The organism is Pseudomonas sp. E45-MNA-CIBAN-0222, assembly GCF_040310405.1.
GTDB classification, from domain to species: Bacteria; Pseudomonadota; Gammaproteobacteria; order Pseudomonadales; family Pseudomonadaceae; genus Stutzerimonas; species Stutzerimonas stutzeri_AC.
In genome coordinates this window covers 34,767-47,825 of the sequence record NZ_JBEOPU010000021.1, presented here as the reverse complement: position 1 = coordinate 47,825, position 13,059 = coordinate 34,767, and the positions used below count along the sequence as shown (strand labels likewise).

Below are 13,059 nucleotides of genomic sequence, written 5' to 3'. Positions count from 1 at the left end.
TGGTTGCGGGAGCCGGATTTGAACCGACGACCTTCGGGTTATGAGCCCGACGAGCTACCAGACTGCTCCATCCCGCGATGCGCATTCTACAGCTTTAAATGCTGCTGTCACGGGTTTATTTAAAAAAACCGCGAGTGCCGGTCAGGCGTGCCAGGAGGGCAGGGCGGGAGCGTCGGTAGGGCCGTGGGATGGGCGTGGTGGGGGAGTGCTGCGTGTACGCGGCTGATGTCGCCGCGCGATCCGCATCATGCCCCAGAGCATGGCGAACGCAACCGTGAGCCAGCCCATCAACATCATTACCAGTATCAGCGCAGGTTCCATCCGGTGGCTCCCTCTGTAAATCCATATTCATCCTTGTTGATGGGACCCCTATGGTGGCAGGCGGTTCCGGTGCCATCGGTCGCCGCGCATTGCACTCCTATTGGCCAGTGCTGCCCAAACCAATAGATGGATCACGGGAGATGCCGATCATGCGTATTTACCTAACTGCTTTACTGTTGGTACTCGTTTCCACGGCGGGTGCACAGGGTGCGATGGCCCCGTCTGCTGAAATGCCGTTAGCGCAGAACACGGGTGCAGCGGACCGCGGGGCAGCCGGAAACGGCTCAATGGGCGTCGGGGATGGTATCGACTACATCGGCGATGATCGAAAAGCGCCTGCGCAACGAAATAGAACCCAACCATCATCTTCAGAGCAGCTCGACGAGTCCGCCGAGCCGGGGCACGGCGGTAACGAAACCGATATGGAACATCGCCGCCGGCCAAAGCTGGAAAAGCGCAGCGATTGACGTTGCTCTTCATTACCCGAGGATGTAGCCATGAATCGAATACTCACATCAGTTGCAGCATTGCTTTTGACCAGTTCTGCCGGCGTTTTTGCAGGCTCGGCGGATAAAACCCACGACAATACCCATCCTCATGGCGCCGCGGATCAGACGTCAGTGGAGTCGAAATCGAATTCCTCGCCGCGTAATGACAAGTCCTCCATTCATGATGATCGCTCCCGCGAGGGCGAGCAGGATGATGATCTGGGCACCATGGGAACAGGCAATACCGGAACAACGGGCGGCATGGGCGCTACCACCGGCACCGATACCATCGGAGGAACGATCGAGGAGTAGCTCGGTTGCCAGAGCTGATAACTCATGCGTGATTCATAAAGAAGGCGGGCATACGTACAATGCCTGCCTTTCATCATGTATTGGCCTGGTATGCAGATCGCTTTGGCTCCCATGGAGGGGCTGGTCGACGGGATTCTACGAGACGTACTAACGCGTATGGGTGGTGTCGACTGGTGCGTCACCGAGTTCATCCGAGTCTCTGATCGTCTGCTGCCGCAAAGCAGCTTTCGCAAACTTGCACCCGAATTGCAGGCTGGCGCCGTTACTCGCGCCGGAACCCCTGTGCGCGTTCAATTATTGGGCTCCGATCCTGCCTGTCTGGCTGATAACGCTGCCTATGCCTGCTCACTGGGTGCGCCTGCTATCGATCTGAATTTCGGCTGCCCGGCCAAGACGGTAAACAAATCGCGCGGTGGGGCCATCCTGCTCAGGGAGCCTGATTTGCTGCACGCCATCCTCTGTGAGGTACGGCGAACTGTGCCGGCGCACATCCCGGTCACCGCCAAGATGCGCCTGGGTTTCGACAGCCCGGACGGTGCACTCGATTGCGCTCGGGCGCTGGTGGACGGCGGGGCGGGTCAGTTGGTGGTGCATGCGCGAACGAAGGTCGAAGGCTACAAGCCGCCGGCGCATTGGGAATGGGTGGCTCGCGTGCAGGAAGTGGTCGCGGTGCCGGTGTACGCCAATGGCGATATCTGGTCGCTGGAAGACTGGCGTCGCTGTCGAGAAGTCAGCGGTGCGGAGAATATTATGCTGGGCCGCGGCCTGGTTTCGCGGCCAGACCTGGCACGGCAGATCGCCGCCGCTGAACAGGGGCAAGGCATCGCCGAGATGAGCTGGGCAGAGTTTCAACCCACGCTGGTGGACTTCTGGCAGCAGGCGCGGGGCAAGATCGCACCACGCTATGCGCCCGGCAGACTGAAGCAGTGGCTGGCCTTGCTTACGCGCAACTACCCCGAGGCGGTGGCGCTGTTCGCCGCACTGCGCCGGGAGAATGATTGCGCGCGGATCGACGCGATGCTCGGCGTCGATACCGTCGGAATTCCGGTGGCGGCGCTGGGTTAGGCCGATCAGCGTCCGCCGCTGACGTCTAGCAACGCGCCGGTGGTATAGCTGGCGTGCTCACTGGCGAGCCAGAGTATGGCTTCGGCAACTTCCTCGGCTTTCCCGCCGCGCCCCATGGGCACGCTTGCCTTGACCCGCTCGATGCGATCCGGCTCGCCACCGCTGGCGTGAATCTCGGTATCGATCACGCCGGGTCGTACCGCATTGACCCGAATGCCTTCGCCGGCGACTTCCTTGGCCAGCCCGACAGTCATGCTGTCAATGGCGCCCTTGGCCGCGGCATAGTCGATGTATTCCCCCGGCGCGCCTAGCCGCGCGGCGATCGAGGACAGGTTGATGATCGAACCACCCTGGCCGCCATGCTGATTGGACATGCGCTTGATCGCCTCGCGGGCGCATAGAAAGCTGCCGATGACGTTGGTGCCGAGCACGCGCATCCAGCGAGCGGCATCCATCTGCTCCAGACGCATCTGTTGTTCGAGCATGCCGGCGTTGTTGACCAGCACGTCCAGCGGGCCGAACTCGCGATCAATCATCTCGAACATCTGCAGCACCTGACCCTCGTCGGCGACATCAGCCTTGACCGTAATTGCCGATACGCCCGCAGTGCGGACCTGTTCGAGCACCTGTTTCACCGCGTCTTCGCGTTGGTGATAGTTGAGGCACAGTGCGTAGCCCTGGTGGGCGGCCAGCCGCGCAGTGGCAGCGCCGATACCGCGACTGGCACCTGTGATCAGCATGACTCTGGACATGGTGTTACCTCTTGTCGGCAGGCTTGTTTCATACGCCTTGAAATCTGCAGAACGGTTCCTATCTAAGGCTCAGCGGGATGCCGAAGGCGGGTCCCGCCTGTTTCAACTCGCTGATTTCAGGAGGTTTATCATGAGTTCGTTCCCCATGGCCCCTCTGTTCCGGCAATCCGTGGGCTTTGATCGTTTCAATGACCTGTTCGAGTCCGCCCTGCGTAACGACACCGGCAGCTCGTATCCACCCTATAACATCGAGAAACACGGTGACGACCAGTATCGAATCGTGGTCGCAGCCGCCGGCTTCGAGGAGTCCGACCTCGATCTGCAGGTCGAGCGCAGCGTGCTGACCATCAGTGGCGGGCGGCGCGAAAGCGAGGCCGAGAATGTCACCTATCTGCATCAGGGCATCGCTCAGCGGGCGTTCAAGTTGTCGTTCCGGCTAGCCGACCACATCGAGGTGAAAGGCGCTGCGCTGAACAGTGGCCTGCTCAACATCGACCTGGTGCGCGTGGTGCCGGAAGAGGCCAAGCCCAAACGCATCCCGATCAATGCCGATCAGCGGCCCGCGCTGGAGGGTTGATCTGCAAAGAAGAGAAGGGCGCCATAGGGCGCCCTTTCTCGTAGTTGTCTCGTCTGGTCAGTCACCGCGTTCAGCATCCAGCAGTGTCATGAACGCCCTGGCCGCATTGGACAGGGTGCGCTCCCGGTGCAGGATGTAGCCGAGTTGCCGGTTCAGCTGAATGCCTGGCAGAGGCAGGCTGACTACCTGTTCGTCGAGCATGCTGCGCGGTAACACGCTCCAGGCAATCCCGATGGAGACCATCATCTTGATGGTCTCCATATAGTTGGTGCTCATGGTGATATTCGGCGTCAGGCCCTCACGCTCGAACAGCCGCTGGGCGATGTGGTGAGTGAAGGTGTTGCCGCCGGGAAAGACGGCAGGATGGCCGGCAACGTCGGCCAGACGAATATCCGCCTTGCCCGCCAGCGGGTGCTCGGGCGCGACAACGAAATCCAGCGGGTCGTCCCATACCTTCATTGCTCGGACCGGCTCGGCAGTCTGCGGCGCCAGGGTGATGACCGCCAGTTCGGCGCGGCCATGCAGCACTTCGTCGTAGGCGACTTCAGAATCGAGAAAACGGATATCCAGGCTGACCTGAGGATAAGCGCGGGTGAACGCGCGTAGCAAGGGCGGCAGGCGGTGCAGGCCGATGTGATGGCTGGTCGCCAGGCTCAGCCGGCCGCCAATGTCGCCGTTGAGGTTGGTCAAGGCGCGGCGGGTGTCGTCCAGTACATTCAAAATCTGATAGGCCCGCGGCAGCAGGGCTCTTCCTGCCTCGGTGAGGCCAATCTCGCGGCCAAGCCGGTCGAACAGGCGCACGTCCAGCTGTGATTCCAACGCGGCAATGCGTTTGCTGACTGCAGGCTGGGTCAGATGCAGGCGCTCGCCAGCCAAGGAAAAGCTGCCCGTTTCCGCGATGGCGATAAAGGCATTGAGGTTGGCCAGGTCCATGAACGATCTCTATCCGGTGATGATTCGGATTCCTGCAGGGAATGCTTGGGATGAAAAATATGAATTTGAGTAATTGAATGCAAGCCCCTAGCATCGTCCCCATAAGCGCAAGGGCTATTCGCCCCGCATAGAAAGCAGATGAGGAAAAGTCCGATGGCCGGCAAGACGCTCTACGACAAGCTCTGGGAAATGCACGAGGTGAAACGTCGCGACGATGGTTCGTCGCTGATCTACATCGACCGCCACATCCTGCATGAAGTGACTTCTCCACAAGCGTTCGAAGGTCTGCGTCTGGCCAACCGCAAGCCATGGCGCATCGACGCCAATATCGCCACGCCGGACCACAACGTGCCGACCACCAAGGGCGAGCGTCAGGGCGGCCTGGAAGCCATCGCTGACGAGGTCTCGCGCATCCAGGTGCAGACGCTGGACGAGAACTGCGACGATTTCGGCATCCTCGAATTCAAGATGAACGACGTGCGTCAGGGCATCGTCCACGTCATCGGCCCGGAGCAGGGCGCGACACTGCCCGGCATGACCGTGGTTTGCGGTGACTCGCATACCTCCACCCACGGCGCCTTCGGCGCGCTGGCCCACGGCATCGGCACCTCCGAGGTTGAGCATGTGCTCGCCACCCAGTGCCTGGTCGCCAAGAAGATGAAGAACATGCAGGTGCGCGTCGAAGGCAAGCTGCCTTTCGGCGTCACCGCGAAGGACATCGTGCTGGCGGTGATCGGCAAGATCGGCACCGCTGGCGGTAACGGCCATGCCCTGGAGTTCGCCGGCAGCGCGATTCGCGATCTGTCCATGGAAGGGCGCATGACCATCTGCAACATGTCCATCGAAGCCGGTGCCCGCGTAGGCATGGTGGCGGTCGATGAAAAGACCATCGCTTACGTCGAAGGTCGTCCGTTCGCGCCGAAGGGCGACGACTGGGACAAGGCGGTCGAGCTGTGGAAAGGTCTGGTCTCTGATGACGACGCGGTGTTCGACACCGTCGTCGAACTCAAGGCCGAGGACATCAAGCCGCAGGTCAGCTGGGGCACTTCGCCGGAAATGGTGCTGGCTGTCGATCAGAGCGTGCCGGACCCCGCCGCCGAAGCCGACCCGGTCAAGCGCGATTCCATCGTTCGTGCGCTGAAGTACATGGGCCTGGCGGCCAACCAGCCGATCACCGATATCAAGCTGGACCGCGTGTTCATTGGTTCCTGCACCAACTCGCGGATCGAGGATCTGCGTGCCGCAGCTGAGGTCGCCAAGGGCCGCAAGGTGGCCGCGAACGTCAAGCAGGCGATGGTTGTGCCGGGCTCCGGCCTGGTGAAGCAGCAGGCCGAGGCTGAAGGGTTGGACAAGATCTTCGTCGAGGCTGGCTTCGAGTGGCGCGAGCCGGGTTGCTCCATGTGCCTGGCGATGAACCCCGACAAGCTGGGCAGCGGCGAGCATTGCGCCTCGACTTCCAACCGCAACTTCGAGGGGCGTCAGGGCGCCGGTGGACGCACCCATCTGGTCAGCCCGGCCATGGCGGCCGCTGCGGCGGTAACCGGCCATTTCATTGATGTACGCGAACTGGTCCAGGCCTGAGGAGATAACGGATGAAAGCCTTTACCCAACACACCGGCCTGGTCTGTCCGCTGGATCGTGCCAACGTCGATACCGATCAGATCATCCCGAAGCAGTTTCTCAAGTCCATCAAGCGCACCGGCTTTGGCCCTAATCTGTTCGATGAGTGGCGCTACCTGGACGTCGGCCAGCCGAATCAGGATTGCTCGCAGCGTCCGGTGAACAAGGACTTCGTGCTGAACTTCCCGCGCTACCAGGGCGCCAGCGTGCTGCTGGCGCGTGAGAACTTCGGCTGCGGCTCCTCCCGCGAGCACGCGCCGTGGGCCCTGGAGGAGTACGGTTTCCGTACGATCATCGCGCCGAGCTTTGCCGACATTTTCTACAACAACAGCTTCAAGAACGGCCTGCTGCCGATCGTGCTGAAGGAAGAGGAAGTCGATGAGCTGTTCGCACAGGCCGAAGCCAACGAAGGCTACCAGCTGACCGTGGACCTCGCTGCGCAGGTCGTGACACGCCCGGACGGCAAGCAGTACGACTTTGAAGTCGATGCCTTCCGCAAGCACTGCCTGCTCAACGGCCTCGACGATATCGGCCTGACGCTGCAAGACGCGGACGCGATCAAGGCGTTCGAGACCCGTCACCAGCAGAGCCAGCCATGGCTGTTCGGCGCCATCAAGTGAGATAAGGGCAGGGTGGATGATGCGTCATCCATCCACTTGCAGGGTTTCGGTGGATGAACACAACGGCGTCCACCCAAGTGAAAATCGAGGAATGTGATGAGTAAACAGATTCTGGTTCTGCCCGGTGATGGTATCGGCCCGGAGATCATGGCCGAGGCGGTCAAGGTTCTGCAGCTGGCCAATGACAAGTTCCAGCTGGACTTCGAGCTGAGCTATGACGAGTTGGGTGGCGCAGCGGTCGACAAATATGGCGTGCCGCTGGCCGACGAAACCCTTGCGCGTGCACGTGCTGCCGATGCCATTCTGCTTGGCGCGGTGGGAGGCCCGAAGTGGGACAAAATCGATCCGGCCATTCGTCCCGAGCGCGGTCTGCTGAAGATTCGCTCCGAGCTAGGGCTGTTCGGTAACCTGCGTCCGGCACTGCTCTACCCGCAACTGGCCGATGCGTCGTCGCTGAAGCCTGAGATCGTGGCCGGTCTGGATATCCTCATCGTTCGCGAGTTGACCGGCGGCATCTATTTCGGCAAGCCGCGCGAAAGCAAGGTGCTGGAGAACGGTGAGCGCATGGCCTACGACACGCTGCCGTACAGTGAAAGCGAGATCCGCCGCATCGCCAAGGTCGGTTTCGACATGGCGATGGTGCGCAACAAGAAGCTCTGCTCGGTGGACAAGGCCAATGTGCTGGCGTCCAGCCAGCTGTGGCGCACCGTGGTTGAGGAAGTGGCCAAGGACTATCCCGAGGTCGAGCTGAGCCACATGTACGTCGACAATGCGGCGATGCAGCTGGTGCGTGCACCGAAGCAGTTCGACGTGATCGTCACCGACAATATGTTCGGCGACATCCTCTCCGACGAGGCATCGATGTTGACCGGTTCCATTGGCATGCTGCCGTCCGCCTCGCTCGATGCGGGCAACAAGGGCATGTACGAGCCGTGCCATGGTTCAGCGCCGGATATCGCTGGCCAGGGCATCGCCAATCCGTTGGCGACCATCCTGTCCGTTTCGATGATGCTGCGTTACAGCTTCAATCAGGTAGCGGCAGCCGATGCCATCGAGCAGGCGGTGAGTGATGTGCTCGATCAGGGCCTGCGTACCGGTGATATCTGGTCGGAAGGCTGTACCAAGGTCGGTACTCAGGCGATGGGCGATGCAGTAGTCGCGGCCCTCGCGAAGTTGTAATCTTCTGGCCCGCCTTAATCTGCGCGGGCCACTTTTTCTATAGGTGTAGTTGCGATGAAACGTGTAGGTCTGATCGGTTGGCGCGGTATGGTCGGTTCCGTGCTCATGCAGCGGATGCTGGAAGAGCGGGATTTCGACCTGATCGAGCCCGTGTTCTTCACCACTTCCAATGTCGGCGGCCAGGGCCCCGACATTGGCAAGGAAACCGCTGCGCTGAAGGACGCCTACAGCATCGACGAGCTGAAAGGCCTCGATGTGATCCTGACCTGTCAGGGCGGCGACTACACCAATGAAGTCTTCCCCAAGCTGCGTGAAGCGGGCTGGCAGGGCTACTGGATCGACGCGGCGTCCTCGCTGCGTATGCAGGATGATGCGGTGATCGTGCTCGATCCGGTGAACCGTCGCGTGATCGACCAGCAGCTGGACGCCGGCACCAAGAACTATATCGGTGGCAACTGCACCGTCAGCCTGGCGCTGATGGGTCTTGGCGGTCTGTTCGAAGCCGGACTGGTGGAGTGGATGAGCGCGATGACCTATCAGGCCGCTTCCGGTGCCGGCGCGCAGAATATGCGCGAGTTGATCAAGCAGATGGGCGCTATCAATGCTGCTGTCTCCGACGACCTGGCCAATCCCGCCAGCGCCATCCTCGATATCGATCGCAAGGTTGCTGAGACCCAGCGTAGCGAGGCTTTTCCGGTCGACAATTTCGGTGTGCCGCTGGCCGGCAGCCTGATCCCCTACATCGACAAGGAACTGCCGAACGGGCAGAGCCGCGAAGAGTGGAAGGCGCAGGCTGAGACCAACAAGATCCTTGGTCGCTTCAAGAATCCGATTCCGGTTGATGGTATCTGCGTGCGCGTCGGTGCCATGCGCTGCCACAGCCAGGCGTTGACCATCAAGCTGAACAAGGATGTGCCGATCTCCGATATCGAAGGGCTGATCAGCCAGCACAATCCCTGGGTCAAGCTGGTGCCGAACCACCGCGATGCCAGCATGCAGGAGCTGAGCCCGGCCGCTGTCACTGGAACGCTGAGCGTGCCGGTCGGCCGTCTGCGCAAGCTCAACATGGGCTCGCACTACTTGGGCGCGTTCACCGTAGGTGATCAGCTGCTGTGGGGGGCCGCGGAGCCGCTGCGTCGTATGCTGCGTATTCTGTTGGAGCGTTGATACGCTCTCGATGAAGTACCGAGCGCCGCGACTTGTTCGCGGCGTTTTCATTTATTCGATACACCGCTCGGCGGCGCTGGTTGCAGTGATCTGCTATTTCGCTACAGTGCCGGTCCTTAATGCATGGAGGTGGCGATGCCTACAGGTGTCGGTGTTGCGGTTGTAGGTGCAGTCAGCCTAGTAGGCGAGGCGCTGGTTGAGGTGCTCGAAGAGCGTGGGTTTCCGCTTACCGAGCTGCACTTACTTGACCATGAGGAAGGCGTTGGGCAATCCGTTCCGTTCAAGGGGCGTAACCTGCGGGTTAGCGATGCGCAGCGCTTTGATTTCAGTCGCACCCAGTTAGTCTTCCTCGTGGGCGATGCGACGTTGGCTGCTGAATGCCACGTCAAGGCCATGGCTGCAGGTTGCAGGGTCGTTGATCTGTCCGGTTCTATTCCTGTGACTCAACAACCATGCCTAGTGCCAGAGGTGAACGCGGCCCTGTTAGATGGCTCGGCTGGTGTGCGCTCCGTTGCCAGCCCGTTGCCGGAGTCGGTCGCATTGGCAATCGCTCTAGCCCCAATTCGGCAACAGCTTGGCTTGCGGCGCGTTACCGTGACGGCCTGTTTGCCGGTATCTAGCCGCGGCAAGGCAGGCGTTAAAGAACTTGCCCGGCAAACAGCCGAGTTGTTGAACGCCAGACCGCTGGAGCCCCGCGTATTTGGTCGGCAAATAGCATTCAACATGCTCGCGCAAACCGACAACGTCGATGCGCAAGGGCATGGCGAACAGGAAAGAAGGCTGGTTGAGGAGCTTCGTCAGCTCTTGGACCTTCCTGAACTCACGATCAGCGCGACCTTTATTCAGGCGCCGACTTTCTTTGGCGAAAGTCTCGTCGTTTCATTGGAGGGTAGCTGCGAGGCGGACGCCCAAGCTCTGTCATCGGCTCTGGACGCAGCTCCGGGAGTCGAAGTTGTGGAGTCTGACGACTATCCGACGGCCGTCGGTGACGCGGCTGGGCAGGATGTCATCTACGTTGGGAGAGTCCGCTGCGGTATCTGCGATCCACGCGAAGTCAATTTGTGGATTGTGTCTGATAACGTGCGAAAAGGCGCGGCACTAAACGCTGTGCGGTCCGGTGAGTTGTTGATAAAAGAGTATCTGTAAAAGATACTTACTGGTAATTCAAAGAATATTTCTAGCCGATGCGCTGAACGGCTTATCGCTGATGGGGAGCCACCGCTAGGTGGCGCGGGCAGTGACATAAGAGCCTCTCGTAGTTCGAGAAAAAAGATAAACAAGGGATTAAATAATGGTTCGGGTTCGCAATCTGGTGCTGGCAATCGCGGCTGCTACCGCGCTGACTACAGAAATGGCCCATGCGCTTGGGTTGGGTGAGGTCACGCTTCAGTCGTCATTGAATCAACCGCTGATCGCGGAAATCGAGCTGCTCGATGCAAATAGTCTTGCGCCGGGTGAGGTCATTCCAGTGCTCGCCTCGCTCGAGGAGTTCAATCGGGCAGGTATTGACCGCCAATACTTTCTGACTGATCTGAAGTTCACGCCCGTATTGCGGCCGAACGGGAAAAGCGTCATCCAGGTTTCTTCCAACAAGCCGGTGCGCGAGCCCTATCTCAACTTCCTCGTAGAGGTGCTCTGGCCCAATGGGCGCTTGCTGCGCGAGTACACCCTGTTGTTGGATCCGCCGCTTTATTCGCCGGAAACTGCAGCGGCCGCCGCACCTCAATTGCCGATTTCTGCTCCGGCTCGCGCCGCTCAGCCTGCGCGTTCCGCCCCGACTCGTCCGGCTACCGCTCCTGCAACGACAGTTCAGTCCGCAACCGCTCCGCAGAGTGGTAGCAGCGAGTACAAGACTTCCGCGCGTGACACCCTTTGGGAAATTGCCGAACGCAATCGTCGTAGTGGAACGGTTCATCAGACGATGCTGGCAATCCAGGATCTCAATCCGGACGCGTTCATCGGCGGTAACATCAACCGCATGAAAAGTGGACAGGTGCTTCGCCTGCCAGATGCCGAACAGATATCTGCCCGTTCTCAAGCCCAAGCGATCACTCAGGTCGCAGAGCAGAATGCGGCCTGGCGTCAGGGCGGCGCGGCAGCCGCAGGTGCTCGTCAGCTCGATGCGACTCGCCGCAGTGAAGCAGGCGCCGCTCCCACACGTAGTGAATCTGGTGACAATCTACGCCTGGTTGCAGGCGATGCCGGCAAATCGACTGAAGGCTCGGATACCGGCTCTGCAGGAGACGGAAAAGCCCTGCGCGACAAGCTTGCTGTAACTCAGGAAAGCCTGGATTCCAGTCGTCGTGAAAATGACGAACTTAAAGATCGTTTGAATGACCTGCAGGGGCAGCTGGAGAAGCTGCAGCGGCTGATGCAGCTGAAGGATGATCAGCTGGCCAAGCTTCAGGCCCAGGTCGGTGCCGAGGGACAAGCGCCAACAGCTAATGATATCGCCAGCCAGCCGGATGCGGCAGTGGAGCCTCAAGCTTCTGGCGGCATGACGGACGAGACCGGCGTTGATCCTGATGCTGCGGTCGAGCCCCAAACTGATGTGACCGCAAGCGACCAGCCGGAATCCGCGGCAGTTGTTGCTCCGGTACCTGCCGCCAAGCCGGCTGCGCAGCCTGCCGCACCTGCCAAGCCAGCAGCTCCTGTCGTCGAGCCCGAGCCCAAAGGCCTGATTGATGATCTGCTGTCCAATACACTGTTGCTGGGTGTGGTCGGCGGCAGCGCTCTGCTGCTGCTGTTGGTGGGCCTGATGGCGCTATCACGGCGTAACGCAATGAAAGAGGCCGAACTGGAAGAGAGTTTGCTGGCAGGCAACAGCGTTGACGATCTGCAAGTTGGATCGCCCGCTTTCGTCGATATCGGACAGGAGCAGCCTCAGCAAACCCAGTTCTCCAGTGCTGCTGCGCAAGCATCAAGTTCCGATGAGCTGACTGCTTCTACGGGAGATGCGTTGGCCGAAGCGGACATCTATATTGCATATGGTCGCTTCAATCAGGCTGCCGAGCTGCTACAAAACGCGCTCAATGATGAGCCGCAGCGCAGTGATTTGCGGTTGAAGCTGATGGAAGTGTACGCAGAGCTCGGCAATCGTGATGGTTTCGCACGTGAAGAAGCCGAGTTGCGCGAAATTGGTGGTGCTACCCATGAAGTCGAGAAGCTGAAGTACAAGTATCCAGCAATGGCGGCCGTCGGTGGGGTGGCAGCAGCTGCGGCAGCTACGCAAATGGACGTGGATACCTTCAATCTCGACGATCTCGAGCTGGACGCGCCGGGTTCACCAGCGGCAGGTCAAGGTATTGATGATTCGTTCGATCTGAGCCTGGATGATCTGGATATTGGTTTGAATGATGAGCGTCCGGCGACTGCACCAGTGGATGATTCGCTGAATTTCGACGACCTGAGCTTAGATGAAGTCGAGGGGATTACGCCTGAGGCGCAGCCAGCATCGACCGATTTCTCTTTCGATCTCGAAGAGGAAAAGAGCCCGCAGGAAGTCCAGCAGGATCTCTCGGACTTTTCCTTCGATCTGGAGTCCGCTACTGACAGCAATACGGGTGATGACGAGTTCTCGCTGAACCTCGATGAGCAGCCGGTGGACGCTCCTGCCGCGTTTGAAAGCGACGAGCTCGATTTCGAACTCGCTGAGCCTTCTTCCAGTCCTGCGGACCTGCCTGACGACTTCGACATTTCCTTTGACGAGCCTAAAGCCCAGCCGGAAAGCTTCGCCGAAAAACTGAACGAAGTTGAAGCTGAACTCGAAGACTTGTCCCGTGACCTGGACGAACCTGCACCTGCTGTCGCCACCAACTTGGCTGCCACGGATGCCGGTGGTATGGATGAGGACTTCGACTTCTTCTCCGATACCGACGAAACCACTACCAAGCTTGATCTCGCCAGAGCCTATATTGATATGGGTGATGCTGAAGGAGCGCGTGACATTCTCGACGAGGTGATCTCGGAGGGTAGCGATGTCCAACAGCAAGAGGCGCGCGAGATGCTCGCCAAACTAGCCTGAT

12 protein-coding genes and 1 tRNA gene are annotated in these 13,059 nt (G+C 60.0%); 10 read left to right on the top strand and 3 right to left on the bottom strand.

Annotation, left to right across the window (positions count from 1 at the left end; all coding sequences use genetic code 11):
- A tRNA-Met gene (locus AAEZ08_RS21405) sits at positions 1 to 77 on the bottom strand.
- 393 nt (positions 78 to 470) lie between these two features.
- On the opposite strand from AAEZ08_RS21405, the gene AAEZ08_RS21400 reads away from it, so the two are divergent.
- The 3 genes from AAEZ08_RS21400 to AAEZ08_RS21390 all read left to right on the top strand — a co-directional run bounded on the left by AAEZ08_RS21400 (position 471) and on the right by AAEZ08_RS21390 (position 2,186).
- Entirely contained in the window at positions 471 to 788 is a 318-nt protein-coding gene (locus AAEZ08_RS21400) for a hypothetical protein (RefSeq protein ID WP_500125101.1), read from the top strand.
- 30 nt (positions 789 to 818) lie between these two features.
- On the top strand, positions 819 to 1,121 hold the full coding sequence (locus AAEZ08_RS21395; protein ID WP_058065899.1) for a hypothetical protein: 303 nt from the start codon (positions 819 to 821) through the stop codon (positions 1,119 to 1,121).
- 90 nt (positions 1,122 to 1,211) lie between these two features.
- Entirely contained in the window at positions 1,212 to 2,186 is a 975-nt protein-coding gene (locus tag AAEZ08_RS21390; RefSeq protein ID WP_500125100.1) for a tRNA dihydrouridine synthase, read from the top strand.
- 5 nt (positions 2,187 to 2,191) lie between these two features.
- On the opposite strand, the gene AAEZ08_RS21385 is transcribed toward AAEZ08_RS21390, so the two are convergent.
- Positions 2,192 to 2,938 carry an SDR family oxidoreductase gene (locus AAEZ08_RS21385; RefSeq protein WP_500125099.1) on the bottom strand — a complete coding sequence of 249 codons (747 nt, stop codon included), beginning with the start codon at positions 2,936 to 2,938 and terminating at the stop codon, positions 2,192 to 2,194.
- A gap of 130 nt (positions 2,939 to 3,068) precedes the next feature.
- Between AAEZ08_RS21385 and AAEZ08_RS21380 the strand changes: the two genes are divergently transcribed.
- Complete coding sequence (locus AAEZ08_RS21380; protein WP_013982514.1) at positions 3,069 to 3,515, top strand: Hsp20 family protein; 447 nt, start codon at positions 3,069 to 3,071, stop codon at positions 3,513 to 3,515.
- A 57-nt stretch (positions 3,516 to 3,572) separates the two neighbouring features.
- Here AAEZ08_RS21380 and AAEZ08_RS21375 read toward each other — a convergent pair whose 3' ends face one another.
- Complete coding sequence (locus AAEZ08_RS21375; RefSeq protein ID WP_058065901.1) at positions 3,573 to 4,448, bottom strand: LysR family transcriptional regulator; 876 nt, start codon at positions 4,446 to 4,448, stop codon at positions 3,573 to 3,575.
- A gap of 153 nt (positions 4,449 to 4,601) precedes the next feature.
- Between AAEZ08_RS21375 and leuC the strand changes: the two genes are divergently transcribed.
- The 6 genes from leuC to AAEZ08_RS21345 all read left to right on the top strand — a co-directional run bounded on the left by leuC (position 4,602) and on the right by AAEZ08_RS21345 (position 13,058).
- Positions 4,602 to 6,029 carry a 3-isopropylmalate dehydratase large subunit gene (gene leuC / locus AAEZ08_RS21370; RefSeq protein WP_058065902.1) on the top strand — a complete coding sequence of 476 codons (1,428 nt, stop codon included), beginning with the start codon at positions 4,602 to 4,604 and terminating at the stop codon, positions 6,027 to 6,029.
- An 11-nt stretch (positions 6,030 to 6,040) separates the two neighbouring features.
- A complete protein-coding gene (gene leuD, locus AAEZ08_RS21365) occupies positions 6,041 to 6,688 on the top strand; it encodes a 3-isopropylmalate dehydratase small subunit (RefSeq protein ID WP_003301356.1) in 648 nt (215 codons plus the stop codon).
- A gap of 96 nt (positions 6,689 to 6,784) precedes the next feature.
- A complete protein-coding gene (gene leuB / locus AAEZ08_RS21360) occupies positions 6,785 to 7,867 on the top strand; it encodes a 3-isopropylmalate dehydrogenase (protein ID WP_003285302.1) in 1,083 nt (360 codons plus the stop codon).
- A 54-nt stretch (positions 7,868 to 7,921) separates the two neighbouring features.
- Positions 7,922 to 9,034 (top strand): aspartate-semialdehyde dehydrogenase, encoded by a 1,113-nt coding sequence (gene asd, locus AAEZ08_RS21355; protein ID WP_394391021.1) that lies wholly within the window; start codon positions 7,922 to 7,924, stop codon positions 9,032 to 9,034.
- Positions 9,035 to 9,169: 135 nt separating this feature from the next.
- Complete coding sequence (locus tag AAEZ08_RS21350; RefSeq protein WP_003285305.1) at positions 9,170 to 10,180, top strand: aspartate-semialdehyde dehydrogenase; 1,011 nt, start codon at positions 9,170 to 9,172, stop codon at positions 10,178 to 10,180.
- Between the two features lie 145 nt (positions 10,181 to 10,325).
- Positions 10,326 to 13,058 (top strand): motility hub landmark protein FimV, encoded by a 2,733-nt coding sequence (locus tag AAEZ08_RS21345; RefSeq protein ID WP_102819810.1) that lies wholly within the window; start codon positions 10,326 to 10,328, stop codon positions 13,056 to 13,058.
- The last annotated feature ends 1 nt before the right edge of the window (position 13,059 follow it).

Bases quoted from the DNA above. Each gene is read 5' to 3' on its own strand.
- AAEZ08_RS21375 (WP_058065901.1), bottom strand. From the start codon at position 4,448: ATGGACCTGGCCAACCTCAATGCCTTTATCGCCATCGCGGAAACGGGC.
- AAEZ08_RS21390 (WP_500125100.1), top strand. From the start codon at position 1,212: ATGCAGATCGCTTTGGCTCCCATGGAGGGGCTGGTCGACGGGATTCTA.
- asd (WP_394391021.1), top strand. From the start codon at position 7,922: ATGAAACGTGTAGGTCTGATCGGTTGGCGCGGTATGGTCGGTTCCGTG.
- leuD (WP_003301356.1), top strand. From the start codon at position 6,041: ATGAAAGCCTTTACCCAACACACCGGCCTGGTCTGTCCGCTGGATCGT.
- AAEZ08_RS21385 (WP_500125099.1), bottom strand. From the start codon at position 2,938: ATGTCCAGAGTCATGCTGATCACAGGTGCCAGTCGCGGTATCGGCGCT.
- leuC (WP_058065902.1), top strand. From the start codon at position 4,602: ATGGCCGGCAAGACGCTCTACGACAAGCTCTGGGAAATGCACGAGGTG.
- AAEZ08_RS21380 (WP_013982514.1), top strand. From the start codon at position 3,069: ATGAGTTCGTTCCCCATGGCCCCTCTGTTCCGGCAATCCGTGGGCTTT.
- leuB (WP_003285302.1), top strand. From the start codon at position 6,785: ATGAGTAAACAGATTCTGGTTCTGCCCGGTGATGGTATCGGCCCGGAG.
- AAEZ08_RS21350 (WP_003285305.1), top strand. From the start codon at position 9,170: ATGCCTACAGGTGTCGGTGTTGCGGTTGTAGGTGCAGTCAGCCTAGTA.
- AAEZ08_RS21395 (WP_058065899.1), top strand. From the start codon at position 819: ATGAATCGAATACTCACATCAGTTGCAGCATTGCTTTTGACCAGTTCT.
- AAEZ08_RS21400 (WP_500125101.1), top strand. From the start codon at position 471: ATGCGTATTTACCTAACTGCTTTACTGTTGGTACTCGTTTCCACGGCG.
- AAEZ08_RS21345 (WP_102819810.1), top strand. From the start codon at position 10,326: ATGGTTCGGGTTCGCAATCTGGTGCTGGCAATCGCGGCTGCTACCGCG.